Origin of the sequence: Geobacillus sp. Manikaran-105 (genome assembly GCF_002809955.1) — a bacterium.
GTDB lineage: Bacteria > Bacillota > Bacilli > Bacillales > Anoxybacillaceae > Geobacillus > Geobacillus thermophilus.
The window spans coordinates 33,889-59,580 of the sequence record NZ_PIJG01000005.1; the positions used below are offsets into that span (position 1 = coordinate 33,889).

Consider the following 25,692-nt stretch of genomic DNA (forward strand, 5'->3'; position numbering starts at 1 on the left):
TTTTTCGCTTGCCGCTTAGATGAACTGAAACGGATCCGTATGAACGCTGGAGGCGATCACGTCCGTTTCCCACTGCCGCTTCCGGAGCTCTGCCATTAAATAGCGGGCTAATCCTTGCTTCATCACTTTTTCAACATTATGGCCCGGGTCGACAAGGCGCAAGCCGAGCGCCTGGGCGTCATGGGCCGTATGGTAGTACACATCGCCGGTCACGTACACGTCCGCTCCAGCCGAGGCGGCAGCAGCGACAAACTTGTTCCCGTCCCCGCCCAGTACGGCGACGGTTTGCACAAGGTCATCGAGCCGGCCGACGACGCGCACGGCCGGGACGGAAAATGCGGTTTTCACTTGTTCGGCGAAGGCGCGCAGCGTCACCGGCTGCGGCAGCCTCCCGATGCGGCCAAGCCCAAAGCGGCGCCCCTCGTTGTCAAGCGGATAAAGATCATAGGCCACTTCTTCATACGGATGGGCAGCCAGCATCGCTTGAATGACATTCCGTTCCAAGGAAGCAGGAACGATCGTCTCAATGCGCACTTCCTCCACTTCTTCGAGCTTCCCTTGTTCCCCGATAAACGGCTGCGCTCCTTCTTCCGGCAAAAACGTTCCGATGCCGTGGCTGTTGAACGTGCAATGGCTGTAGCGTCCGATATGGCCGGCGCCGGCATCGCCTAACGCCGCCCGCACCGCCTCGGCATGACTCGCCGGCACGTAGACAACGAGCTTTTTCAACGGTTCTGTATATGTTGGCACGAGCACCGCCGTCTCGCTTAAACCAAGCGCCTCGGCGAGCCAATCATTGACCCCGCCAAATGCGACGTCTAAATTCGTGTGGGCGGCATACACAGCGATGTCGTGCTTGATGCACGCCGCGATCGTCCGCCCGTGCCCGTCGTCCGTCAACAGCTGCTTAAGCGGGCGGTAGAGCGGCGGATGATGGGCGATAATCAAATCGACTCGTTGATTGATGGCTTCGGCGACGACGTCTTCCAGCACGTCGAGGGCGATCATCACTTTCCGGACCGGCTTGTTCAACGTCCCGATTTGCAGGCCGATCCGGTCCCCTTCCATGGCGAGCTGTTTCGGGGCAAGCCGTTCCACAAGCTGAATAACTTCATGACCGTACGGAACCCGGCTCATCGCAACGCCTCCTCTACCAATTGGACTTTTTTCTCCAGTTCGCGCATTTTCACCCTAGCCGCCTCGCTTTCCCCTTTCTCCGCCAAATCGGCGATAATCCGTTTCCAATGCAGAAGCTCGCGCTGCCATTTTTCGCGGAACACCTCGCTGTTTTCCCGGCGCAAAAACGGCCCAAGGAGCAATTCCGCCTCCAGATGGCGGTACGGCCGCCGGGCGTCGCCGCGCTCGGCGACAAGCACTTCGTAAATTTGCCCATCTTCCTTCAGTATGCGTTCGGCAATCAACTCCCACCCATGATCGAAGAGCCAGCGGCGGATCAGTTCAGCGCCAATGTTCGGCTGCAAAATGAGCCGTTGGACACCGACGAGCTTTTCTTTCCCCTCATCCAAAATGCGGGTGATAAGGGAGCCGCCCATGCCGGCGATCGTGATGCAATCCACTTCCCCCGGAGCGATGACAGCCAATCCGTCTCCTTTGCGCACCGAAATGCGGTCGGAAAGCCCCGTCTTTTCCACTTGTTGCTGCGCGGAGCGAATCGGGCCGTCAGCGACCTCGCCGGCAATGGCTTTTGACACATACCCGTGCAGGCAGGCATAGCAAGGCAAATACGCATGATCCGACCCAATGTCAGCGAGCACGGCTCCTTTCGGAATGAAGGAAGCGACCGTTGCCAACCGCTTTGATAGGCGAAACTCGTTCATGGCTCCTTTGGTGCAGCCCGCCTTCCTTCCACCGCTGGGCGAAGGCGGCCGCTCCTTCCTCCTTTCCTGTTCTCAAGGTCGCGCGCCTCTATTGTACTAAACAAAACATCCCTCTGCCAAAAGCAAAGGGATGTTCACCATCCATTATTTTAAACCGGCGAGCCATTTCGTCATCGCGTCGATGTTGTCAGCCGGCACAAGCCCACCCGGCATGCCGCCGCGGCCGTTTTGCAGGACATCTTTGATTTGGTCCGCCGATAACCGTTCGCCAACTCCTTTTAATGCCGGACCCATGCCGCCTTCATAATTTTGTCCGTGACAGCTGACGCACGTTTGTTGGTAAAACTGCTCCGGATTAAATTCAGCAGCCTGCTCCGTTTTTTCGCCGCCTTTTTTCTCTTTGGCCATTTCCTTCGCATCGCCTAGTCCTTTAAACGACAAGACGAACGTCAGCACAATCCCGAATGCCATAATGATGAAAAACGGGATGAGCGGATTGCGGTTCATCTCTTTTACCTCCCTTATGTATGATAAAGAACGATGCAAACAATTTTATTTTACTGTAAATAGCGGACAAGGAAAAGCCCTAAGTTTCCAAAACAAAAACAACCGGCTTCATCGCCACCAAACAACCACCGCCATAAGCGCCCCACCGACAACGGCAGAAAGAAAAAAGTAACGGAGGCGAAACAGGCGGCCAATGGCAAGCCAAATGGCACAGTTCGCCAGCACAGTCACCGTAAGCGCACCGGTTTGGCCAGGAAAGTAATGGCTGCTGACAGCAACCGTCTCCACAAGCAACAGCCACGCGCTGCCGATCAGCGGAAAATGAAGGAGCTGCCGCTCTTTCCGCCATCGCCAAACGAGCAAGAGGCACGCGGCCAAAAAAAGGGACAAAAGGAGTGTTTGCAAAACGAATGACAATTCAGTAAAATAAATGACAAGAGCAGCGGCTGGAAGCAATAAACAGAGACCAGCGGCGAGCGAGCTGCGCCACCGTCGTCCGTGCGAACGGGCGTCTCCTTCCGTGTACAACGCGAGCAAATAGTCGCAATAATGTTCCGGCAGAAGGCGCGAACGTTTCCAATATTCGATTTCTTGGATGATCGTTTCCCGTCGTTGCCGATTCATAGATAGACCACCTTTCCCATAAAGAAAGAAAAAATAGTTTACTTCCGAAGAAGTAAACTATCGAACAAACCGGTTACTCTAAAAAGTCTTTCAGCCGTTTGCTGCGGCTTGGATGACGCAGCTTGCGCAACGCTTTGGCTTCAATTTGACGGATGCGTTCGCGCGTCACGCCGAACACTTTGCCGACTTCTTCGAGCGTCCGCGTCCGTCCGTCGTCAAGCCCGAAGCGGAGACGCAGCACATTTTCCTCGCGATCCGTCAGCGTATCAAGCACATCTTCGAGCTGCTCTTTCAACAGCTCGTAAGCAGCGTGCTCGGATGGCGATGTCGCGTCTTGGTCTTCGATGAAATCGCCAAGATGCGAGTCATCTTCCTCGCCGATCGGCGTCTCGAGCGACACCGGTTCTTGGGCGATTTTCAAAATTTCCCGCACTTTTTCCGGTGTCAAATCCATTTCCTCGGCGATTTCTTCCGGCGTTGGTTCGCGCCCGAGGTCTTGGAGCAGCTGCCGTTGGACGCGGATCAGTTTATTGATCGTTTCGACCATATGCACCGGGATGCGGATCGTCCGCGCTTGATCGGCGATCGCCCTTGTGATGGCTTGGCGGATCCACCACGTCGCGTACGTGCTGAACTTGTAGCCCTTGCGGTAATCAAACTTTTCAACCGCCTTGATCAGCCCCATGTTCCCTTCCTGGATCAAATCGAGGAAAAGCATGCCGCGGCCGACATACCGTTTGGCAATGCTGACGACGAGGCGGAGGTTGGCTTCCGTCAGCCGGCGCTTCGCCTCTTCATCGCCTTGCTCGATCCGCTTCGCCAGCTCAATTTCTTCTTCCGCTGATAAAAGGGGGACACGGCCGATTTCTTTTAAGTACATGCGCACCGGGTCATTGATTTTCACGCCGGGAGGAACGGATAAGTCATTTAAGTCGAATTCCTCCTCCTTGGCCAGCTCATCGATGTCCGGATCGGCTTCCAAATCGGATTCGCTGATGACTTCAATGCCTTGGTCAGCCAAGTATTCATAATATTCGTCCATTTGGTCGGAGTCCAAATCAAAGCCGGAAAGCCGCTCGGCAATTTCTTCGTATGTGAGGATGCCGCGCTTCTTGCCGAGCTCAGCGAGCTGCTCTTTCACCTGCTCCAGCGTTTCGCCGGCAGCCGCCTCGGCCTGCTTTGATTGGGCTGGTTTTTCGGCCATTTCATTACCTCCTTTAAAAACTCATACCACCATATTATGAGGAAGATAACATTTTTTTCATTTCAATCATTTCTTTGGCGATGCGGGCAGCTGTCAAAAAGTCCTTTCTTCGCTCCGCTTCCGTTTTTTCTTGTTCTTTTTCCTTTAGCATTAACCATTTCGGGCGATTCAACACATGCCTGATATAATCCTCGAGCTCCTGTTCGGAAACGTCATCTGCGATCAATAAAAGCGACAGCTCGCTCGCGAGCGGCTGCAACTCGCCGGGGATTCTTGAGATGAGCGCGCCCGGGTCGGCTTCATGCCCTTCTTCGTAAAAGGCGTAAATATAAGCGGCTAACGCCCGATGCTCCTCGATGTTAAACCGGCCGCCAATCCGCTCTTGAACGATCAGCGCCACATCGCGGCTTCTCATCATATGAGCAAGCAGCAGCCGTTCCGCATTTTGAAAAGCCGGCAGCAGCTTTTTCGCCAGCATCGGCCGCGCGGTTTCCCCATCGGGCGCCTCCCGCGGCTTTGTCCTCTCGCGCTGGCTGCGGGACAGCTGCTCATGAAGAGCGGAAAGCGACAACGAAAACTCATCCGCAAGCTGGCGCAAATAATAATCTTGTTCCACCGGGCTCGACAGCTTGCTGATTTCTCGGAGCGCTTCCTCGATATAACGGAGCCGGTCGCCTTCTTCCTGCAAATTTTTTCCGCGCCGCAAATACGCCATTTTAAACGCCACGAGCGGCCGGGCGGCAGCCACTTCTCCAGCAAACCGTTCACCGCCATAAACACGTATATATTCATCCGGGTCAAGACCGTTCGGAAGGGATGCCACCTTGACGCGGCATCCCAATGCGCTCAGCTGCTCAGCAGCGCGCCAAGCGGCTTCGATCCCGGCGCCGTCGCCGTCATAACAAATCGTTATAGTGTCCGCATGGCGGCGCAAAATGCGCGCCTGCTCCTCGGTCAGCGACGTCCCCATCGTCGCAATGGCATAATCGATGCCGGCCTGCGCTGCGGAAATGACATCGGCAAACCCTTCGACAAGCAGCGCCTCCTGCCGCTTGCGGATCGGCACCCGCGCCGCATGAAAGTGGTATAGAATCGCCCCTTTGCGGAAAACGGGCGTTTCTGGGCTGTTGACATATTTCGGATGCCCTTCGCCGAGCAGGCGGCCGGAAAACCCCACCGTTTCGCCGCGGTGGTCGTGGATCGGAAACATAATGCGGTTCCGGAACCGGTCGACGTATCGCCCGTCCTCTTTTTTCGTCAACAACCCCGCCTTTTCCATCATCGGAAGAGAAAAGGAATGGCTCTCCAGCAACTTGGCCGCCGCATCGGGTGCATCCGGGGCATAGCCGATTTCAAACCGGTCGATCGTTTCTTTTGTCCATCCGCGCGCCTGCAAGTAATCAAGCGCGGCTTGTCCTTCTTTTGTATGAACAAGCAAATGATGGTAAAATCGTTTCAGCAAGGCATGCGCTTCCGTCATCGCCTTCGCCTCGTCCGTCTGACCGTCATCGCGCCCGCGAACATCCAGCTCATAGACGGACAAATCGACGCCTGCCTTGGCCGCAAGCCGTTTGGCCGCTTCCACAAACGGAATGCCCTCGATGTCCATTAAAAACGTGAAGGCATTCCCTCCTGCTCCGCAACCGAAGCAGTGGAAAATTTGCTTTTCCGGAGAAACGGAAAACGACGGCGTCTTTTCCCCATGAAAGGGGCATAAGCCAAAATAGTTGCGGCCCTGCCGTTTCAGCTGGACGTATTCGCCGATGACATCCACAATATCGACGCCGCGGCGAATGGCTTCAATCGTTTCTTCGGGAATGCGATGTCCCATACGAACAACCCCGTATCATAATTTAATTTATTCTCGGCTGTCAGCCGATTTCCCTTTTACTTTCGACAAATTTTTTCAATTCCTCCGTTTTGCCTTCCCCCTTGCCCGCAACAGCCGGCCCTCCCAATCCGTCCGCCGCCTCCGTAAAGCAAACGGCGTCAAGCTGGCGAAAGGGCGCTTCGATATATTATATTTCAAGGCCAAAGGGAACATTTCATTTTTTTTGACTTTGTTGCAGCGGACAACCTGGCCCCTAAAGCAAGGGAAGGCTTCACACCCCCTATTATTCTACATCATCCCCAAAAATCCTTCTTTTTTTTCGGGCGCCCGGCGGTTTTTGTCGAAAACTTTTCCCTTGTTTTCCTTGACAAACAGCTATAAATAGTTTACTCGCCTTATGCCCGCTCTAAACCTATGCAGGGTCATTTTTCCCACAATTTTTTATTATAATATAACTCAGGGACGTATGCCATAAAAAAGCGCACGATTACCGGCAGGAAATCGTGCGGACAAAACAGGCGGATCCAACGTTCTTAACACTTCAACTTTTTCATAATGATGCTTGCCGTTTCTTCCACAGCTTTGTTCGTTACATCGATGACATCGCAGCCGATTTTTTTTACGACTTCGTCAAAATAAGCCAGCTCTTCTTTAATGCGATCCATGTTCGCATAGATGGCTTGGTCGTTCAAGCCGAGCGATTTCAAACGCTCGCGGCGGATCGACAGCAGCTTGTCCGGGCTGATTTTCAAACCGAAGCATTTGCCTGGCCCGACTTGAAACAGCTGCTCGGGCGGCTCGACTTCCGGAACGATCGGTACGTTTGCCACCTTCAGCCGCTTATGCGCCAAGTATTGCGACAGCGGCGTTTTCGATGTGCGCGATACGCCGATCAACACAATATCAGCGCGCAAAATGCCGCGTGGGTCGCGGCCGTCGTCGTATTTGACGGCGAATTCGATCGCTTCGATTTTTTTGAAGTAATCTTCGTCGAGCACGCGCACCTGGCCCGGCTCATACCTTGGCGTCAGCTGGAACAAGCCGCTCATTTTTTCGATGAGCGGGCCGATGATATCGTAAGCGACCACCCCTTCGCGCGCCGCCTCGGCAAGCAAAAATTCGCGCATTTCCGGAACAACGAGCGTAAAGGCAATAATGGCTTGGTTCATTTTGGCCAACGCGACCACTTCGGCTAACGTCGTTTTATCCTCTACGTATGGAACGCGCTTGATTTGAACCGGCGAGGCGTAAAACTGGCTGGCCGCCGCCTTGACGACAAGCTCAGCCGTCTCCCCGCCCGAGTCGGATACGACATAAACGAGGCGTTGATTCATTTTGTTCCTCCTTTTCGCTCACACATCGTCTTTGGCTAATGAGACGAACGCTTTCGTCATATTCGTTTTCGTAATGCGGCCGATCACTTCATACCCCTTCTCCGTTTTGCGCACGACCGGCATAGCGTCGATTTGCTTCTCGATCAGCCGTTCGGCCACCTCAATCAGCGGATCATCTTTATAACAAACAGCGATGTTCGGCATCCTTGTCATGATAATATTAACGGGAATCGCTGTCAGTTCCTGTTTGCCGATGCTCGCGCGCAGCAAGTCTTTGCGCGACAAAACGCCCGCAAGAAGCGACTCCTCATCGACGACAAACAGCGTGCCGACGTCTTCCAAAAACATCGTGACGATCGCATCATAGACGCTCACGTTTTCGTTGACGACGACCGGGATGGACTGGTAGTCTTCAACTTTTAATTTTTTAATCTTATCGGCGAACAGCTGCGTGCCAGTTTTTCCGGTATAAAAATAACCGACGCGCGGCCGCGCTTCCAAATAGCCGGCCATCGTCAAAATCGCGAGATCGGGCCGCAGCGTCGCCCGCGTCAAGTTCAGCTTTTCGGCGATGCTCTCGCCGGTGATCGGCCCGTAGTCTTTGACAATTTGCAAAATTTGTTCCTGGCGTTTATTCAGTTCGATCGTCGCTCACCACCTTGCCAAAAGGTCCCACACGCTATCATCCTTGTTTATATTATACTACATCACGCGTTTACAAGGAAAATTAAGCATCCTGGCCGCTATCGGGGGCGAGTGTGTCTTTCAGCACGCTCATTTGCTGCAAAAAGCGTTTCGCCTTCAGCGACAGGCCGGCATATTCATCGTAGTACGCCGACAGCACCGCCTTCAATTCCGCCTTTGTCGTTTCTTTGACCGAAATCGCGCCCAGCCGGGCAAGATCAATATGGAAAAACAGGCGCAACAGCCGGGCCGACGCCGGCGACAACGGCATCCGGTGCGGGTCGGCCTCCTCGCAGCGATGACAAAGGAAGCCCGCCTCCTTGACCGAAAACGAGACGCTCCCTTCTGTCGCCCCGCAGCGCGCGCAACGGTCAAGCACCGGCGGAATGCCGAGCACTGGGAGCATTTTCATCTCATAAATCAACGCCATGATCTCTAAATCGCGCCCTTCGCTCATATACTGTAACGTCTGCCGCAACAGCTCAAACAAGTACGGATTGCGCTTTTGCTCTTCTGTGCTTTTGTCGGTGAGCTCCACAATATACGCGGCATAGGCAGCGGCAAACAAATCTTCACGCAGCGCCCGCATCGAATCAATGAGCTCCCCTTGATGGAGAACGCCGACGCCGCGGCTGCGGCGGATCAAATAATGGCCATAGGCGAGCGGCTGCGTAACAGCAGAAAGGCGGCTGCTTGGCTTTTTCGCACCTCGCGCCATCACAGCCACCTTTCCCCATTCCCTTGTAAACAATGTGACAATTTTATTCGTCTCGCCATAATCGATGGTCCGCATCACGATCGCTTCGCACTTCTCAAACATCGAATCACCACCGCTTCAGCCAACGACGATACTACGAGATCGGCTGGTCGATTTCTTCCTGTTCGGCGTTTTGTTCTTCACCGCCAAACCGTTGTTCCCGCTCCAGCTCTTTAAACAGAAGGTACGTATCAATATTGCCTGTTTGGCTAAACAACTTCCACGTAAACTCAAGCATGGAATGACACCTCTTTCCGCCTGCAGGCATTGCATATTGGTGGTTTTACCTATAGGTTGGCTCGGTCAAAACCCGTTTATGTCGCGTAAAATTTTCTAGCCGTCAATACTCGTCCTCGCGAAACCCGAAGTCGCGCAACTGCGAAAGGCGGTTGCGCCAGTCCTTTTGCACCTTCACCCACAGCTCCAAAAACACTTTGGATCCAAGCAGCGCCTCAATGTCAGCGCGCGCCCGCTGTCCGATTTCCTTTAACATCCGGCCTTGCTTGCCGATGATGATCCCTTTTTGCGAATCGCGCTCAACAACGATGACAGCCCCGACGTAAACCGTGCCCGTCTCTTCGCGCCGCTCAATGCGTTCGACGACGACGGCGATCGAATGTGGAACTTCCTCGCGCGTCAAGTGAAGCGCTTTCTCGCGAATGAGCTCGGCGATGATAAACTGCTCCGGATGGTCGGTGACTTGATCCGGCGGATAATATTGCGGTCCTTCCGGCAACCGCTCTTTAATTTGCTCCAGCAGACGCTCGACATTGTTTCCTTCAAGCGCTGAAATCGGCACAATTTCCGCAAACGGGTGCAAATCCTTGTACTGGTCAATGAGCGGCAGCAGCTCATCCGGGTGAACGCGGTCGATTTTGTTGATCACCAAAAACACCGGCGTATCGACTTCTTTCAAGCGCTCCATAATGAACGCCTCGCCGCGCCCAAACCCTTCCTCGGCATTGACCATAAACAAAATCAAATCGACTTCGCGCAGCGCATTGAGCGCCACTTTCATCATAAAATCGCCGAGTTTATGCTTCGGTTTATGCACCCCGGGAGTGTCGATAAAAATGATTTGCGCGTCCTCATCCGTGTACACGCCTTGGATTTTATTGCGCGTCGTCTGCGGCTTGTCGCTCATAATGGCGATTTTTTGCCCGACGACACGGTTTAAAAACGTCGATTTTCCTACGTTCGGTCTTCCGATAATGGCAACAAACCCTGATTTGTATCCTTCCTTATTCATGCATATCCTCCGCTGAAAAAGCATCTGGCAGCAGTTCTTGAACGGTGACGATTTTGACATCGCCGTTGATATTGGCCAAAATGACTTTCATATCACTTGGGCAAAGCTCAGCGATCACTTGACGGCATGCGCCGCACGGCGGAACCGGGCGGGGAGTGTCGGCAATGACCGCGAGGGCGGCAAACTCCGTTTCCCCTTCGGAATACGCCTTAAACAGCGCGGTCCGCTCCGCGCAATTGCACACGCTGTAAGCGGCGTTTTCAATGTTGCAGCCGCGGTACACACTGCCGTCTTTCGTCAGCAACGCGGCGCCGACTTTGAATTTCGAATAAGGCACGTATGCGAATTCGCGCGCTTTTTTCGCTTCGGCAATGAGCTGTTCGATCTCCATGAATGGCTCTTCCTTTCCTGAAAGCAAACGCTGCTTTCTTTTATTTTACAAAAAATCGCCGCCAATTTCATCATTTGAAACGAAAATGTAACAGAAAAATTAGAATTTTCTCTCTCGTTCGTTCAGCGAAGATGCGGCCAAAACAGCAGCGCCCCGATGATGACAGCAACCCCGGCAGCCACGAGCACAGCCGCAGCAGCGATATCTTTCGCCGCTTTCGCCAGCGGGTGAAACTCCCCTGTCACCAAGTCGACCGTGCGCTCGATGGCTGTATTCACCAGCTCGAGTATAACGACCGCACCAACTGTCAGCACTAACACAATCCACTCCCAGCGCGACAGCCCGACAGCGAAACCGAGCGCAAAGGCAACAACGGCGGCCGCCAAGTGAAAACGCAAATGCGCCTCCTCCTTCACCGCCGCCTTCATTCCCGCCCAAGCCCAGGCGAAACGATCCCGTTCCCTCGCACCTCGCATGGCTATCGCGTCAATCCGAACCGCGTCAATATTTCCTCTTGCTTGGCAAACATGACGCGCTCTTCCTCTTCCGTTTCGTGGTCATAGCCAAGCAAATGCAAAAAACCGTGCACAGCCAAAAACCCGAGCTCGCGCATGAACGAATGCCCGTATTCCGCCGCTTGCTCTTTCGCCTTCGGAATGGAGATGACGATGTCGCCAAGCACCAGCGGCATATCGGCGCCGATGATGTCGACTTCGCCCTCTCCTTCCTCTTCCAACGCGAACGAAAGCACATCAGTCGGAGCGTCTTTGCCGCGATAGTCGCGGTTCATCAGGCGAATGCGCTCGTTGTCCACGAATGAGACGCCCACTTCCGCCCCGTCCGGCACGTTCTCGCTCGCTGCCGCTTCGCGAAGGAGTTGCTCGAGCATCTCAAGCTGCTCTGCGGTCACTTCGCCCGTTTCGTCGATAAAGTCGATGTGAATGGTCATGCATGCTTCACCTTTTCCTTTCGTACTTCCGGGTATTCAATGCGCGAATGGAAGACGCCGTTGAGCGTCTCACAAAGCGAACGGGCGACGATCTCCAACTCTTTCATCGTGATGTCGCACTCGTTCAACTGGTTGTCCTGCAGGCGGTCGGCGATGATCCCCCGGACGATCTTTTCGATTTTTTCCTGCGAGGGGTTGGCCAACGAACGGACAGCCGCCTCGACGCTGTCGGCAATGTTGATGACCGCCGCCTCTTTCGTCTGCGGCTTCGGCCCGGGATAGCGGAACTCGGCTTCGGAGACCACTCCCGTTTGCTCGAGCGCTTTATGATAAAAATACTTGAGCAGCGTCGTGCCATGATGCTGTTCGGCGATGTCGACAATCTCCTTTGGCAGCCGGTGCTTGCGAAGCAAGGCGACGCCGTCGGTGACATGGGCGATAATAATATTTTTGCTCAATTGCGGCGACAAATGATCGTGCGGATTGCCGCCCATTTGGTTTTCAATGAAATAGCGGGGCCGCTTTGTCTTGCCGATGTCGTGGTAATAGCAGGCGACGCGCGCTAGCAAGCCGTCGGCGCCGATCGCCTCGCACGCCGCTTCCGCCAAATTGGCGACCATGATGCTGTGATGATACGTCCCCGGCGCCTCCGTCAACAATTTGCGCAACAGCGGGTGATTTGGATTCGACAGCTCAATGAGGCGAAGCGGCGACAAAATGCCGAATGCCGTCTCAAACACCGGCAGCAGCCCGATCGTCAAAATGGCGGAGAAAATGCCGGAGGCCGCCGCCATGAGAAGAAAAAGGCCGATCTCAGCCAGCGAGTAGCGGCCATTTTTCATTAGCAACAACGATAGGAGCAAACCCGTATTGACGACGGCAACAAGCACACCGGCCCGCCAAATTTTCGCCTTCGCCAGCTCCTTCGGCAGGCAAAACGTCCCAGCCAGGCCGCCAGCGAGCAAATAAACAGCCAAGGACACCGATACGGCGCCAGTCGCCCCGATTTCTTCATTAAACAAGATGCTGCCGCACACCGCCCCAATGATGGCGGTCATCACCGCCAGCCGCTCGCCAAGCAGCACGCGGACAAGCATCGGACCGAACGCTGCCGGAACGAGATAGCCGGCCGAAACGGCCCCGCCGGACGGCAGCAGGCGAATGAGCACCGTCACCGCCATCATCAACGTGAACACCGCTCCATAAAGCAGCAAGTTTTCATTCGTCTTCTCGGCGCGGAAATAGTAAACGAGCGGCGCAAGCAAGAGCAGCACGAACAAACAAAGCCCCGCGGCCGGCCAATGCGGGCGTCCGCCGCCAAGCAGGCCGACGAGCTCAAGCCGGTGGTAAATGTCACTCGTAATAAATTGCCCTTCCTCCACGATCACTTGCCCTTGCAAAATTTTCACCGGCTTCACTTCATCCATCGCCTGCCGCCGCTTTTCTTCCGTCGCCGTCCGGTCGTAGACGACGTTCGGAATGACAGCCTGCCGGCACAACTTGGCGACGGTTTCGCGCAACGCCGGCGACAGCGCCGCATACTTGAGCTCTGTCGCTGCTTTCGCGCGCGCCTCGTCAAGCTCCGCCTGGGAAATGCGCTCGCTCATGGCCGCATGCACGGCTGTCAACGCTGCTTCTTTGGCTGTCTCGAGTTCACCGGGAGAAGCGCTGAGCAGCCGCCGCCATTCTTCAGAGGACAGGTAGGCAAACCACTCCGGCGGCAGCCGTTCCTCGAGCTTCGCTGTCAAATCACCGGGCGAACGGCCCGAACCCGCCTCGTTTTGCACGCTCTCAATGGCGGCAAACAGCGAGGAAAGAAGATCGACACGGTTTTCGGCATATTCTTTTTTCAACGTATAAACGTCTGCCACTTTGGCGGCTGCTTCTTCTTTCAGCCTGGCTGTCGCTTCTTTGTCCTCAACCGTCACCGGCGAGCGGATCGTTTCTTTAGCGACGTCAAACAGGCGCAGCTCATATTGGCGCGGTTTCACTTGCCAGTACAACACAGCAAACAACAGCGCAGCCAAAAACAAAAACAGCCAAAAGCGGACGAAGCGGACGTCTTTTGTCCGCTCGAGAAAAAAACGAAGCCTTCCCACCGGTTTTCCCCTCGCTTTGTAAGAAAAGCTGTGCCATCCATCCCGGTCTGTGCTCTATAAGCCGGCCTCATCGTAGGCATTAATAATTTTCGCCACAAGCGGATGGCGAACAACATCAGACTGCTCCAAAAACACAAAAGCAATGCCGCTGATGGAAGCCAAAATGCGCTTCGCGACCGACAGCCCCGACTCGACTCCTTTTGGCAGGTCGACTTGGGAAATATCGCCGGTGATCACCATTTTTGACCCAAAACCAAGCCGGGTTAAAAACATTTTCATTTGCGCCGGCGTCGTATTTTGCGCTTCGTCCAGAATGACGAACGCATCCTCAAGCGTCCGGCCACGCATATAGGCGAGCGGAGCGATCTCAATCGTGCCGCGTTCAATGAGGCGCTGCACGTACTCCGCTCCGAGCACGTCGTTTAGCGCATCGTACAGCGGGCGCAAATACGGGTCGACTTTCTCCTTCAAGTCGCCGGGCAAAAAGCCGAGGCTTTCCCCCGCCTCGACAGCCGGTCGGGTCAAAATGATGCGTTTGACGCTGCCGTTTTTCAGCGCCTTCACCGCCATGACAACCGCCAAGTACGTTTTCCCGGTGCCGGCCGGCCCGATGCCAAACGTCAAGTCGTGTTGTTCAATCGCCGCCACGTAATAACGCTGGCCGAGCGTTTTGACGCGGATCGACTTCCCTTTGGCATTTTTCGTAATCTCTTCTTCGTACAGCTGGATGAGGCCGTCAAGCGCCCCTTTTTTCGCCAGCTGGACGGCATAGATGATGTCGCGCTCGCTGACGGCCACCCCTTTGCGGATGACAATCAATAAATGGCGAAGCAGCTCATCGACGAGCTGGACTTGCTGCGGCGTTCCGGAGACGTTGACCGTCTCCCCGCGCGTCACAATCGACACGCCAAGCTCTTCCTCAATCCGCTTTAAATGGGCGTCATGAACGCCAAAGAGCGCCGCCGCTTCCTGTTGATTGCGCACGTGTTGGCTGATCGTGACAAACTGCTCTGACATTCTCAATCTCCTTGAACGATGGGTTGTGGTACAGCAATATTTTCGATGACTTCGTAATGCAATTCTACCCTTACTTTACCATTCTCTTTCGTCTGATGCAAAACTTTTTCGCCGCGAATGACCGCCTCTTCCGGCAGCTTGGCCCGCAGCTCGCGGCGGGCGATCTTTTTCGCTTCTGCAAACGCCTCTTCCCACGTATAGCTCCGTTTCACTTCCTCGGCTTCACGAATCGTAACACGCTCGTAATACACCGGCAAGTCCCATTTCCAAAACCGAAACGGCCGCTTTTTCGTTTCGATGACCGTATGGGCGAACGCCGGCTTCTCCCACCCCCAGATTGGAAGGGAAAAGCGGCCCATTGCGATATAATGCCGTTCGGCGAACGCGCCGGTCAACACATGAAACGTCGTCTCAAGCGGCAGGACAACGGTGGACTTGTACCATGTCTCGCCAAGCACCTTTCCGGTCGCCGGTACAAATTTCGTTCTCCCCTCGGCGCCGATCACGCCGGAAACGAGAAGCTGACCTTTTTGTACATAATCATTGACGGAAACGAGCGGTTGTCCTTCTTCAACGAACAAATCGGCGATCACCGCCTCTTTTTTGGCGACTAAATGGCGCGGGGGGATCGGTTCTTTCGGTTCCGGAATTTCTTTTTCCACGACGCGGAAATGCAGCGACGTCCCTTCCCACTCGACGCCGACCCATGTAATGTCATGGATGCGTTCGGTCAGTTTCCTTTGCAACGTTTCCGGGTCATCGAGCAGGAATTGAAACACGCCGCGCTCGACGCCCATCCGTTTTAGTTCGCGGACGATTTGATGTTCTGTCTCGGGGGAGGCGCCTTCAATGTCAATGCTCCACACAACGTTGGACAGCAGAAATACAATGGCCGCAAAAAGGAGCAGCCCGAGCCCAAACCCGCTGTTTCGCCGCGCCCGTCGCCAAAAAAACGGCAACCCTCTTCTCCCGACAAACGAAAGCTTGCACTCGCTTTGCCGGGCGATATGGCGAAACCGCTTGACATCGCTGAGCTTAATGAAAAATGTCGCCGTCTCCCGGCTATGATTTTTCACATTCCATACGGCGATGCCCTGGCGCACGCAGGCGTTGATCAGCCGTTCGATCCCTTTTCCTTCCGCCTTGACACGCACGCTGCCGGCTAACGTGTCAACCCATTCATTTTTCATCGTTTGTCCTCCTCTATATAAACGACTTGGCTGATTTTCCCCTCCAATAAAATTTCTTCCGGCAAAATCGTTTTGATGACAAACTGTTCGCCGCGGACAAGCAGCTGCCCGTTCCGCAGCAAAAGGCGGAGCTCTTTATCGCTGAACGCGAGCAGCCCGCGGTGGTTTTCAATGTAAATATGTATGTGCCCCACCATCGTGATGCGGGGCAGATCCATGACGATATCGGCGGGAAGCTCGAGCTTTTCCGCCATCCACCGCTTCATCTGCTGGCGCCATTTCTTCACCATACAAAAAGACCCCCCTTTCATCTCATATGTATGAGACAAAAGGGGGTTCTAGCACCGCTTTTCAAAAACAACGGGCCCGCCTGCCGGCAAGGCCCATTGCTTGTTTTATGAAAGCTGTTGTTGCACCAATTTATTGACGAGCGAACCGTCCGCTTTGCCTTTCACTTTCGGCATGATGGCGCTCATCACTTTTCCCATATCCGCCTTCGACGAAGCCCCGACTTCCTTGATCGTCTGCTCGATCAGTTCGCGAAGTTCGTCCTCTGTCAGCGGTTTCGGCATATACGACTGAACGATGTCAATTTCGGTTTTTACTTTTTCGACAAGATCTGAACGGCCAGCGTTTTCAAATTCGCGGAGGGAGTCTTTACGCTGCTTCAGTTCACGAGAAAGAACGGTCAGCTCTTCGTCTTCCGAAAGCGGGCTTTTGCCGAGCTTGATCGCCTCGTTTTGCAGCGCCGCCTTCAGCATACGGAGAACAGACAGCTTTTCTTTCTCTTTGTTTTTCATCGCCTGCTTCATATCGTCATTCAAACGATCGAGAAGACTCACCGATTATACACCCTCTTTAATGCATGCTCTTAGTGCTTGCGCTTTCTAGCCGCTTCAGATTTTTTCTTCCGTCTGACGCTTGGTTTTTCATAAAATTCGCGCTTTCTCACTTCTTGCAAAGTACCCGTTTTCGAAACGGCGCGTTTAAAGCGACGAAGAGCGTCGTCGATCGACTCGTTTTTGCGGACGATCGTTTTGGACATCCTGCTTCCCTCCCTCCGAACAACAACCATTGCATATTGTACTTGTCAATTATAATACATGCCGGCGGAAAAGGTCAATAAAAAAAGCGCGATCCCGGCGCCGAAAAAAGTGGTCATCGTCCGCGGACGAGGCCCATACATATAGGATGAAAGGGGAGATCGCCCGTGGGGCCGCTTTTGATGCTGTTTGCCATTTACACCGCCATTTTTCTGATCGGCATGTTCATGATGAAGGCCGGGTTTTACGCGTTATCCGGCCATCGGTTGAAACGATGGCTCATGCGCTTTACCGCTGCGCCATGGCAAGGATTTCTCACCGGGATGGCGGCAACCGCCCTCGTGCAAAGCAGCTCGGCGGTCATGGTGATGACGGTCGGCCTCGTCGCCACCGGCTATTTATCGTTTCGCCAGTCCATCGGCATCATTTTAGGCAGCAACATCGGCTCAACCGTCACAACCGAGCTGATGACACTCGATATCGGCGACGGCGCCATTCCGCTTCTCATCGGCGGCGCACTTCTCGTCTTCATAGGACGCCGCCGCTTCGTTTACAGCATCGGGATGATCGCCGTCGGCCTTGCCGCCTTGCTGTTTGCCATGAACGGCTTCTCCAGCCTCGCCAAGCCGCTCGCCGATTACCCGCTTGTTGACGCCTGGCTCAAGCAAACGAACAGCTCGACCGCCATCGGACTCTTCGTCGGCATTGCCTTGACCGCCCTCGTCCATTCGAGCGCGGCGACGATCGGCATCGCCATGGGGTTTTTAAACGAACAGTTGTTGACGCTTCCAGCCGCCATCGCGATATTGCTTGGCGCCAACATCGGCACGTGCATTACCGGGCTGCTGGCCTCCATCGGTTCAAGCAAAGAAGCCCAGCTGACCGCTTATACCCATTTATGGCTGAACGTCGCCGGCGTTGCCGTCTTTGCCTTCTGGACGGAGCCGTTCGCCCGTTTTGCCGCCATGCTCAGCCCGGCGCCGGATGTGCAGCTCGCCCATGTGAGCGTCTTGTTTAACACCATTTGTTCAGCCGCCGCGTTGCCGTTTGTCGGCATCATCGAAACGGCCATCTTGCGTTTGCATGGCCAAAAGCGGGCTTAATAATCGGCGCGCCCAGTTTGGCCGCTGACGATGGCAACCCCGGAGCTCGTCCCGATGCGCGTCGCCCCAGCCTCGATCATCGCCTCAGCTGTTTTCCGGTCGCGAACGCCTCCTGAAGCTTTGACGCCCACATTGTCGCCGACCGTTTTTCGCATCAGCGCGACGTCTTCAACCGTCGCGCCGCCGCCTGAGAACCCAGTCGATGTTTTCACATAGTCAGCGCCCGCTTTCACCGCCAATTGGCAAGCGCGCACTTTTTCATCATCCGTCAAAAGCGCCGTTTCAATAATTACTTTCACGAGTGCTTTTCCGGCTGCCGCTTCGACGACGGCGCGAATATCGCGCTCCACCCAGTCGTCGGCTCCGCTTTTTAAGGCGCCGATGTTGATGACCATATCGACTTCGCGCGCGCCGTTTTCGATGGCGTTTTTCGTTTCAAACGCTTTCGTTTCCGGCGTTGTCGCCCCAAGCGGAAAGCCGATGACCGTGCAGACGCGGACATCCGTGCCGGAAAGTTCCCGCGCCGCCGTTTTCACCCACGACGGGTTGACGCATACTGAGGCAAACCCGTACTGTTTCGCCTCCGCGCATAATTGAACGATTTGCTCTTCCGTTGCCTCCGGCTTGAGCAGCGTATGGTCGATCATGTTCGCAATGTTCACTGTCATGGACACTTGCCCCTTTCTGCCGCTGCAAAAAAATAAAAGGTCTGACGTCTACCATCATACCATGTCTGCGAGGCAAAAACTAGCCGTCATCTGTATAGTTCCCGAGAAAAAGAAGAAAAAAACCCCAGCCGAGGCTGGGGTGTCTGTGCTTGTCTCTCCATATCAGGTTATGAGCTTAACTTTACGGAATGAGCTGCCCCATCCGGCACAATGCGGACAAACTCACCTTCGTTGTACGGGTAGCCGGCTTTCGTGATTTTTACTTTCACGAGTTCGCCGACCATCTCTTCTGTCCCCGGGAAACGGACTTTCAAATAGTTGTCCGTATAGCCGATATACATGCCCGGATGATCTTTGTCTTGCTCTTCTGGAATGACTTCGAGCACGTGCCCTTCAAATCGCGACGCGTATTCTTTCGCCAGCTGATCAGATAGGGCAATGAGTCGGCGGACGCGGTCATGTTTCGTCTCTTCGTCCACTTGGTCCGGCATGCGCGCCGCCGGTGTGCCAGTCCGCTTCGAATACGGAAAGACGTGCAGCTCGGAAAACTGCTGCTCGCGGATAAAGTGGTACGTTTCCATAAATTCCTCTTCCGTTTCACCCGGAAAACCGACGATGACATCGGACGTTACGGCGAGTTCCGGGAACACTTCCCGCAGGCGGGCAAGCCGCTCGGCGAAAAATTCCACCGTATATTTGCGGCGCATCCGCTTGAGCACCGTGTTCGACCCGGATTGAAGCGGAATGTGCAAATGGCGAACGATTTTGTCCGAACGCTGCAACACATCGATCACTTCATCGGTAATTTGGCTCGCCTCAATCGACGAAATGCGAATCCGTTTCAGCCCCGGCACTTGCTCATCCAAATCGCGCAGCAGCGCTGCGAAGTTATAGTCTTTTAGATCGGTGCCGTAGCCGCCCGTATGAATGCCGGTCAACACGATTTCCTTATAGCCGGCGGCGACAAGCTGGCGCGCCTGGCGGATGATTTCTTGTGGATTGCGCGAACGCATCAAGCCGCGCGCCCACGGGATGATGCAAAACGTGCAAAAGTTGTTGCACCCTTCTTGAATTTTCAACGATGCCCGCGTCCGGTCGGTGAACGACGGCACATCCATTTCCTCAAACACGCGCGTTTTCATAATGTTATGGACCGCGTTGATCGGCTGGCGCTCGCGCTGAAACTGCTCAACGTAGTCCAAAATTTTATGCCGGTCTTGCGTGCCGATGACAATATCGACGCCCGGAATCGCCATCACTTCCGCCGGCGATGTTTGCGCATAGCAGCCGGTCACGCAGACGACGGCATCCGGATTGCGGCGCACCGCACGGCGGATGACTTGGCGGCTTTTTTTGTCGCCGGTGTTCGTCACCGTGCACGTGTTGATCACATACACATCGGCGCGGCTCTCAAACTCCGTCCGTTCGTAGCCGGCCTTTTTAAACAGCTGCCAAATCGCCTCTGTTTCGTAATGATTGACTTTGCAGCCTAATGTATGGAAAGCCACTGTTGGCATGTTGTTCACCTCACTGCAGGCCATGCCGCTGAGCCAGCAGCATGACTGAATTTGTTCAAACCGTTGATTACTGTTGCGCCGCCTCCCAATCTGGCGCGCGCAGCTCCCATTCATAGGAAGCCGCGGCAAGCAGATAAAGCGGCGCCGTTTCCGTGCGCAAAATGCGCGGGCCAAGGCTGCACGGCAAAAAGCCGCCTTGTCGGAGCCGCTTTGCCTCCTCAGGGCTAAATCCACCCTCAGGTCCGAACACGGCTAGCAGCGTGCCGCCGGGCTTGAGGCCGGCAAGCAGCGCCGGCAGCGAACCGTGCCGTCCCCCGCGCCCTTCTTCTTCATAGGCGAATAGACGTTGATCCACCGTTTCGCCAAAAGCAAGCAGCGCGTCCAGCGAAAGCGGCGCCCGCACCTCGGGCAATGACGTGCGTTCCGCCTGTTCGGCCGCCTCTTTCGCAATTTTTTTCCACCGTTCCACTTTTTTCTCCGCTTTCTTCATGTCCCATTTGACGACCGAACGGGCGGCGAAAAACGGCAGAAAGCCGGCGGCGCCAAGCTCCGTCCCTTTTTGGATGACAAACTCCCACTTTTCGCCTTTCGGCAGCCCCTGGGCGATATAAATGCGCACCGGCAATTCGCGCCCCTCTTCCTTCCATTGTACAATACGGGCGCGCACATGCTCACTGGCAATTTGTTCAATGCTGCATACAGCCGTGCGCCCGTCCGGAAAGACGCAAGCGATCGCATCCCCCGGCTTCATGCGCATGACGCGGGCGATATGGTGCGCGTCAGCGCCGCTGATCGTGACGACTTCGCCTCGGCGCTCCCGTTCGGAAACGAAATATCGCTGCAACGAACATCCCTTCTTTGTTTACGACTTGATGGCGACTAACGCGACCCAATCTTCCATCACGTTCACTTCCTCAATGACAAACCCAGCCGCCAGCAGCCCGTCTTTGACGTCCTGCTTTTTCGCCTGGATGATGCCGGAGGTGATGAAGCGGCCGCCCGGCTTCAGCAGCCGGAAAGCGTCGGAGGCAAAACGCAAAATGATTTCCGCCAAAATGTTGGCGACAATCACATCAGCCGGCTCATCGACATGGTCAAGCAAATTGTTTTGCGCCACCGTAACGACCGACTGCACTTTATTGAGCTTGACGTTCAGCCGTGCGCTGTCGACTGCGACCGGATCCAAATCGAACGCCCGCACCGACCGGGCGCCGAGCATCGCCGCAGCGATGCTTAAAATGCCGGAGCCGGTGCCGACGTCAATGACCGCATCGCCGGGGCGCACATATTTTTCGAGCGCCTGCAGGCACATGACCGTCGTCGGGTGGGTGCCGGTGCCAAACGCCATGCCCGGATCCATTTCAATGATCAACTCATCATCGGAAACCGGCTCATACGTTTCCCACGTCGGCACGATCGTAAACTTCTCCGATACTTTCACCGGATGATAATGCTTTTTCCACGCCGTCGCCCACTCTTCCTCATTCACTTCGCTCAATGTAATCTTATTTTTTCCAAGGTCAATATCATATAGCCATAAATTGTTAATCGCTTGTTTAATTTGTTCGACCGTTTCGCCAAGAAAGCTGTTGACCGGCAAATACGCCTTAATGATGACGCCTTCTTCCGGATAATCGTCCGGATTGAGTTCGACGATTTCCCCGTACCAGTCATCGCGGTCTTTCACAAGATCGTACGGATCTTCAATGACCACGCCGCCGGCGCCGGCCTCATGCAAAATGTTCGAAATCGCCTCGACCGCCTCGTGCGTCGTATGAATGCTGATTTCCGACCATTTCATCGCGCTCACGCTTCTCCTTTAAACGCCTTTTTGACTTTCTCAAAAAAACGGCCGTGCGGCCCGTCGTGCATCGTCTCCCCACCAAGCCGGTCAAACTCGCGCAGCAGTTGCTTTTGTTTTTCCGTCAGCTTCGTCGGCGTCACGACGCGGACGATGACGTGCTGATCCCCCTGTCCATAGCCGCTCACGTTTGGCACTCCTTTCCCTCTCAGGCGGAAGCGCGTGCCCGTTTGCGTGCCGGCCGGAATTTTCAACTTCACATCGCCATAGAGCGTCGGCACCTCAATCTCATCGCCGAGCGCCGCTTGAGCAAAGGAAAGCGGCACTTCACAATAAATGTCGAGCCCGTCGCGCTCGAAAAATTCATGCGGCTCCACGCGGAAAATGATGTACAAGTCCCCCGGCGGCCCGCCGTTGACCCCTGGCTCCCCTTGGCCGGCGACACGCAGCTGCTGGCCGTCGTCGACGCCGGCCGGGATTTTGACATGAATCTTTTTCCGTTGCTTGACGCGGCCCGTCCCGCCGCATGTCGGACATTTTTCCGGAATGTACCGGCCCGTCCCGCCACATGTCGGACATGTCCGACGGTTGATGATGCGGCCAAACGGCGTCGCCTGCTCGCTCGTGATTTGCCCGCTGCCGCCGCAACGTGAGCACGGCTGGGGGCTTGTGCCCGGTTTGGCGCCGCTGCCATGGCACGTTTCGCACGTCTCTTCGCGCGGCACTTCAATTTCCGTTTCTTTTCCAAATGCCGCTTCCTCAAATGTGAGCGTCATCATGTATTCCACATCGGCCCCTTTGCGCGGCCCGCTCGCCCGCCGGCGCGGCCCGCCGCCGAAAAACGTCTCAAAAATATCTTCAAACCCGCCAAAGCCGCTAAAGCCGCCGAAATCAAACCCTCCGCCTTGGAATCCGCCGCCGCCAAACGCTTCGTTCGGGTCGGCATGGCCGAACCGGTCGTAGCGGGCCCGCTTTTCGTCGTCGCTCAATACTTCGTACGCCTCTTTAATTTCTTTAAACTTTTCCGCGGCGTCCGGCGCTTTGTTAATGTCTGGATGATACTGCTTCGAAAGCTTTCGGTACGCTTTTTTGATCTCGTCTTTCGTCGCGTTTTTGCTGACGCCGAGAACTTCGTAGTAATCGCGCTTCGCCATCGTTGATCATCCACTCCCGATTCATTCACATAAATTTTATTTTATCATTTCCCTTTGGTTAATGGCAATATGTGAATGCTAGAAAAAAAGTCAAAGCCAAGGCAGGCCTGACTTTGACTTTCGGCAGCATTATTTGTCATCCTTCACTTCCTCAAATTCCGCATCAACAACGTTGTCCCGTTTGGCCGCGTCGGCTTGCGCTCCAGCGTCTTGCGCCTGTTTCGCCGCTTGCTCATACAGCTTGATCGACAGCTGCTGCACCGCTTCCTGCAGCGCGTCTTTTTTCTTGCGGATGTCATCGATGTCGTTTTTCTCAAGCGCCGCCTTCAACGCATCTTTTGCCTCTTGCGCTTTCTTGATCTCATCGGCGCTCACTTTTCCTTCGACTTCTTTTAACGTTTTTTCTGTCGTGAAAATAAGCTGGTCCGCTTCATTGCGCAGTTCGGCAGCCTCTTTCCGCTTCCGGTCGGCTTCGGCGTTTTCTTCCGCCTCTTTGATCATACGCTGGATTTCTTCTTCCGACAGGCCGGACGACGATTTGATCGTGATCGACTGTTCTTTGTTCGTCCCCAAGTCTTTCGCGCGCACATGGACGATGCCGTTGGCGTCAATGTCAAACGTCACTTCAATTTGCGGCACGCCGCGCGGCGCCGGCGGAATCCCAGTCAGCTGGAAGCGGCCGAGCGTTTTGTTGTCCGCCGCCATCGGACGCTCCCCTTGCAGCACATGAATGTCTACGGTCGTTTGGTTGTCGGCGGCTGTTGTGAACACTTGCGACTTGCTTGTCGGAATGGTCGTGTTCCGCTCGATCAATTTCGTAAATACGCCGCCCATCGTCTCAATGCCGAGCGACAGCGGTGTGACGTCAAGCAAGACGACATCTTTCACTTCGCCGGCAATGACCCCGCCTTGGATCGCGGCGCCGATCGCCACGACTTCGTCCGGATTGACGCCTTTATGCGGCTCTTTGCCAAGCTCGCGCTTAATCGCTTCCTGGACAGCTGGAATGCGGGTCGAACCGCCAACCAAAATGACTTTGTCAATATCGGCAGGCGTCAAGCCGGCATCTTGCAGCGCCTGGCGAACCGGCCCCATCGTCCGTTCAACGAGGTGGGCGGACAGTTCTTCAAACTTCGCCCGCGTGAGCGTCGTTTCCAAGTGAAGCGGACCGTTTTCATTGGCGCTGATAAACGGCAGCGAAATTTGCGTCTGCGTCACGCCCGACAGTTCTTTTTTCGCCTTTTCAGCCGCATCTTTCAAGCGCTGGAGCGCCATTTTGTCTTTGGACAAATCGATGCCGTGCTCTTGTTTGAACTGATTGACCAAATAATCGATGATCACTTGGTCGAAATCGTCGCCGCCCAAATGGTTGTCGCCGGCGGTCGCTTTCACTTCAAAGACGCCGTCGCCAAGCTCCAAAATCGAAACGTCAAACGTTCCGCCGCCCAAGTCATAGACGAGAATCGTTTGGTCCTCTTCTTTGTCGAGGCCGTAAGCAAGCGCTGCTGCCGTCGGCTCGTTGATGATGCGCTCGACTTCAAGCCCGGCGATGCGGCCGGCGTCTTTCGTCGCTTGGCGCTGCGCGTCGTTGAAATAGGCCGGCACCGTAATGACCGCCCGCGTCACCGGTTCGCCCAAGTAGTCTTCGGCGTACGATTTCAAATATTGCAAAATGATGGCTGAAATTTCTTGCGGCGTATATTGCTTTCCTTCAATCTCCACTTTGTAGTCCGTGCCCATATGGCGCTTGATCGAGATGATCGTGTTCGGGTTCGTGATCGCCTGCCGTTTGGCGACTTCGCCCACTAAGCGCTCCCCGTTTTTGAACGCCACGACCGATGGGGTCGTGCGGTTTCCTTCCGGGTTCGGGATGACTTTCGCCTCGCCGCCTTCGAGCACGGCGACGCAAGAGTTCGTTGTTCCTAAGTCAATGCCGATAATTTTACTCATCGCTCATCACCCTCCATTTCCGTTATTGGCTGACTTTGACCATCGCAGGACGGAGAATGCGGTCTTTCAGCTTGTAGCCTTTTTGCAGCTCTTCGACGACTGTATTCGGCTCATAGCCATCTTCGTCCGTCTGCATGACCGCCTGATGCAGATGGGGGTCAAACGGTTTTCCGACCGCCTCAATCGCCTCGACGCCTTCTTTTTTCAAGGCGTCCAAAAGCGAGCGATACACCATCTCCATTCCTTGCAAAATCGATTTTGCCTGCTCGTTTTCCGTCTCTATTTTCAACGCGCGCTCAAAGTTGTCGAGCACCGGAAGCAAATCGCTCGCCAAACTTTGGGCGCGGTATTTTTCAGCCGCTTCCAGCTCTTGGCGCGTCCGGCGGCGGAAGTTTTCAAAATCGGCATACAGGCGGAGATAGCGGTGTTCCATCTCAGCCAGCTTCGCTTCCAGCTCCGCTACTTGCGCTTTGGCGGCAGCCAGCTCCTCTGTCTCGGCGCGCTCCTCCCCGGCAGGTTCGGCCCCCGTGGAAGCCTCCGCCGGCTTCCCATCGCCTTGCCCGGCGGCATCGTTTTGCCTAGCGTCGTCCCTTTCGCCTTCCGGTGGCACGCCTGCCTCTTCCGCCGATGCCGGCTGTTCCATCTCCGGCTCGTTGTATGTAGCTTGACCAGCACGTTTGTCTCCTTGTTCCATTGCCTTCACCTCCCCTTCGGGCTCGTCATTCTATGTATCAATGGCCACAAGGAACGGATGGATTGGCGAATCCATCCGTTAACCAATA

Annotated in this window: 28 protein-coding genes; 1 reads left to right on the top strand and 27 read right to left on the bottom strand. The window is 55.0% G+C overall.

Annotated features, from left to right (window positions below; genetic code table 11):
• Positions 1–15 precede the first annotated feature (15 nt).
• The 20 genes from CV945_RS02700 to rpsU all read right to left on the bottom strand — a co-directional run bounded on the left by CV945_RS02700 (position 16) and on the right by rpsU (position 16,719).
• A complete protein-coding gene (locus CV945_RS02700; RefSeq protein ID WP_033007938.1) occupies positions 16–1,137 on the bottom strand; it encodes a Nif3-like dinuclear metal center hexameric protein in 1,122 nt (373 codons plus the stop codon).
• Complete coding sequence (locus CV945_RS02705) at positions 1,134–1,838, bottom strand: tRNA (adenine(22)-N(1))-methyltransferase (protein ID WP_100659082.1); 705 nt, start codon at positions 1,836–1,838, stop codon at positions 1,134–1,136. Before CV945_RS02705 ends, CV945_RS02700 begins: the two co-directional genes overlap by 4 nt.
• Before the next feature lie 144 nt (positions 1,839–1,982).
• Positions 1,983–2,345 carry a cytochrome c550 gene (cccA, locus tag CV945_RS02710; RefSeq protein ID WP_100659083.1) on the bottom strand — a complete coding sequence of 121 codons (363 nt, stop codon included), beginning with the start codon at positions 2,343–2,345 and terminating at the stop codon, positions 1,983–1,985.
• Positions 2,346–2,453: 108 nt separating this feature from the next.
• The gene (locus CV945_RS02715; RefSeq protein ID WP_100659084.1) at positions 2,454–2,969 is read right to left on the bottom strand and encodes a hypothetical protein; all 516 of its coding nucleotides are present in this window, start codon (positions 2,967–2,969) and stop codon (positions 2,454–2,456) included.
• A 73-nt stretch (positions 2,970–3,042) separates the two neighbouring features.
• The gene (gene rpoD, locus CV945_RS02720) at positions 3,043–4,173 is read right to left on the bottom strand and encodes an RNA polymerase sigma factor RpoD (RefSeq protein ID WP_033007929.1); all 1,131 of its coding nucleotides are present in this window, start codon (positions 4,171–4,173) and stop codon (positions 3,043–3,045) included.
• 34 nt (positions 4,174–4,207) lie between these two features.
• Positions 4,208–6,004, bottom strand: coding sequence for a DNA primase (dnaG, locus tag CV945_RS02725; protein WP_033007926.1), 1,797 nt, complete (start codon positions 6,002–6,004; stop codon positions 4,208–4,210).
• A 533-nt stretch (positions 6,005–6,537) separates the two neighbouring features.
• Complete coding sequence (locus CV945_RS02730; RefSeq protein WP_033009661.1) at positions 6,538–7,338, bottom strand: pyruvate, water dikinase regulatory protein; 801 nt, start codon at positions 7,336–7,338, stop codon at positions 6,538–6,540.
• 18 nt (positions 7,339–7,356) lie between these two features.
• Positions 7,357–7,983, bottom strand: a complete 627-nt coding sequence (gene ccpN, locus CV945_RS02735; protein WP_255350126.1) for a transcriptional regulator CcpN — start codon at positions 7,981–7,983, stop codon at positions 7,357–7,359.
• A gap of 82 nt (positions 7,984–8,065) precedes the next feature.
• Positions 8,066–8,842 (bottom strand): DNA repair protein RecO, encoded by a 777-nt coding sequence (recO, locus tag CV945_RS02740; RefSeq protein ID WP_033009656.1) that lies wholly within the window; start codon positions 8,840–8,842, stop codon positions 8,066–8,068.
• Between the two features lie 31 nt (positions 8,843–8,873).
• Entirely contained in the window at positions 8,874–9,017 is a 144-nt protein-coding gene (locus CV945_RS02745) for a YqzL family protein (RefSeq protein ID WP_020960618.1), read from the bottom strand.
• A gap of 102 nt (positions 9,018–9,119) precedes the next feature.
• On the bottom strand, positions 9,120–10,028 hold the full coding sequence (era, locus tag CV945_RS02750) for a GTPase Era (protein WP_033009655.1): 909 nt from the start codon (positions 10,026–10,028) through the stop codon (positions 9,120–9,122).
• A complete protein-coding gene (locus tag CV945_RS02755) occupies positions 10,021–10,419 on the bottom strand; it encodes a cytidine deaminase (RefSeq protein WP_033009654.1) in 399 nt (132 codons plus the stop codon). The genes era and CV945_RS02755 overlap by 8 nt, the downstream gene beginning before the upstream one ends.
• A 122-nt stretch (positions 10,420–10,541) precedes the next feature.
• A complete protein-coding gene (locus CV945_RS02760; protein ID WP_033009653.1) occupies positions 10,542–10,895 on the bottom strand; it encodes a diacylglycerol kinase family protein in 354 nt (117 codons plus the stop codon).
• Between the two features lie 2 nt (positions 10,896–10,897).
• Complete coding sequence (ybeY, locus tag CV945_RS02765; RefSeq protein ID WP_033009652.1) at positions 10,898–11,368, bottom strand: rRNA maturation RNase YbeY; 471 nt, start codon at positions 11,366–11,368, stop codon at positions 10,898–10,900.
• A complete protein-coding gene (locus CV945_RS02770; RefSeq protein WP_044743138.1) occupies positions 11,365–13,467 on the bottom strand; it encodes an HD family phosphohydrolase in 2,103 nt (700 codons plus the stop codon). Before CV945_RS02770 ends, ybeY begins: the two co-directional genes overlap by 4 nt.
• Before the next feature lie 54 nt (positions 13,468–13,521).
• Positions 13,522–14,484, bottom strand: a complete 963-nt coding sequence (locus CV945_RS02775; RefSeq protein ID WP_033009649.1) for a PhoH family protein — start codon at positions 14,482–14,484, stop codon at positions 13,522–13,524.
• Between the two features lie 2 nt (positions 14,485–14,486).
• Positions 14,487–15,674 carry a sporulation protein YqfD gene (gene yqfD, locus CV945_RS02780; protein ID WP_033009647.1) on the bottom strand — a complete coding sequence of 396 codons (1,188 nt, stop codon included), beginning with the start codon at positions 15,672–15,674 and terminating at the stop codon, positions 14,487–14,489.
• Entirely contained in the window at positions 15,671–15,964 is a 294-nt protein-coding gene (gene yqfC / locus CV945_RS02785; protein WP_033009643.1) for a sporulation protein YqfC, read from the bottom strand. The genes yqfD and yqfC overlap by 4 nt, the downstream gene beginning before the upstream one ends.
• A gap of 105 nt (positions 15,965–16,069) precedes the next feature.
• Entirely contained in the window at positions 16,070–16,516 is a 447-nt protein-coding gene (locus CV945_RS02790) for a GatB/YqeY domain-containing protein (protein ID WP_033009641.1), read from the bottom strand.
• 29 nt (positions 16,517–16,545) lie between these two features.
• Positions 16,546–16,719, bottom strand: a complete 174-nt coding sequence (gene rpsU / locus CV945_RS02795; protein ID WP_008879912.1) for a 30S ribosomal protein S21 — start codon at positions 16,717–16,719, stop codon at positions 16,546–16,548.
• A 165-nt stretch (positions 16,720–16,884) separates the two neighbouring features.
• Here rpsU and CV945_RS02800 point away from each other — a divergent pair, with 165 nt between their 5' ends.
• Positions 16,885–17,820 (top strand): Na/Pi symporter, encoded by a 936-nt coding sequence (locus CV945_RS02800; protein WP_033009640.1) that lies wholly within the window; start codon positions 16,885–16,887, stop codon positions 17,818–17,820.
• Here CV945_RS02800 and deoC read toward each other — a convergent pair.
• The 7 genes from deoC to grpE all read right to left on the bottom strand — a co-directional run bounded on the left by deoC (position 17,817) and on the right by grpE (position 25,604).
• Positions 17,817–18,488 (bottom strand): deoxyribose-phosphate aldolase, encoded by a 672-nt coding sequence (deoC, locus tag CV945_RS02805; protein WP_033009639.1) that lies wholly within the window; start codon positions 18,486–18,488, stop codon positions 17,817–17,819. The two genes, CV945_RS02800 and deoC, sit on opposite strands and share 4 nt — an antisense overlap.
• Positions 18,489–18,655: 167 nt before the next feature.
• A complete protein-coding gene (gene mtaB / locus CV945_RS02810; RefSeq protein ID WP_033009637.1) occupies positions 18,656–20,005 on the bottom strand; it encodes a tRNA (N(6)-L-threonylcarbamoyladenosine(37)-C(2))-methylthiotransferase MtaB in 1,350 nt (449 codons plus the stop codon).
• A gap of 67 nt (positions 20,006–20,072) precedes the next feature.
• Positions 20,073–20,849 (bottom strand): 16S rRNA (uracil(1498)-N(3))-methyltransferase, encoded by a 777-nt coding sequence (locus tag CV945_RS02815; protein ID WP_033009635.1) that lies wholly within the window; start codon positions 20,847–20,849, stop codon positions 20,073–20,075.
• Positions 20,850–20,867: 18 nt separating this feature from the next.
• Positions 20,868–21,806 carry a 50S ribosomal protein L11 methyltransferase gene (prmA, locus tag CV945_RS02820; RefSeq protein ID WP_033009663.1) on the bottom strand — a complete coding sequence of 313 codons (939 nt, stop codon included), beginning with the start codon at positions 21,804–21,806 and terminating at the stop codon, positions 20,868–20,870.
• Between the two features lie 5 nt (positions 21,807–21,811).
• Positions 21,812–22,960, bottom strand: coding sequence for a molecular chaperone DnaJ (gene dnaJ / locus CV945_RS02825; protein ID WP_100659085.1), 1,149 nt, complete (start codon positions 22,958–22,960; stop codon positions 21,812–21,814).
• A 129-nt stretch (positions 22,961–23,089) separates the two neighbouring features.
• Complete coding sequence (gene dnaK, locus CV945_RS02830; protein ID WP_033009632.1) at positions 23,090–24,910, bottom strand: molecular chaperone DnaK; 1,821 nt, start codon at positions 24,908–24,910, stop codon at positions 23,090–23,092.
• A 22-nt stretch (positions 24,911–24,932) separates the two neighbouring features.
• Positions 24,933–25,604: a nucleotide exchange factor GrpE gene (gene grpE, locus CV945_RS02835; RefSeq protein ID WP_100659086.1), complete on the bottom strand. Its 672-nt coding sequence runs from the start codon at positions 25,602–25,604 to the stop codon at positions 24,933–24,935.
• Between the last annotated feature and the right edge of the window lie 88 nt (positions 25,605–25,692).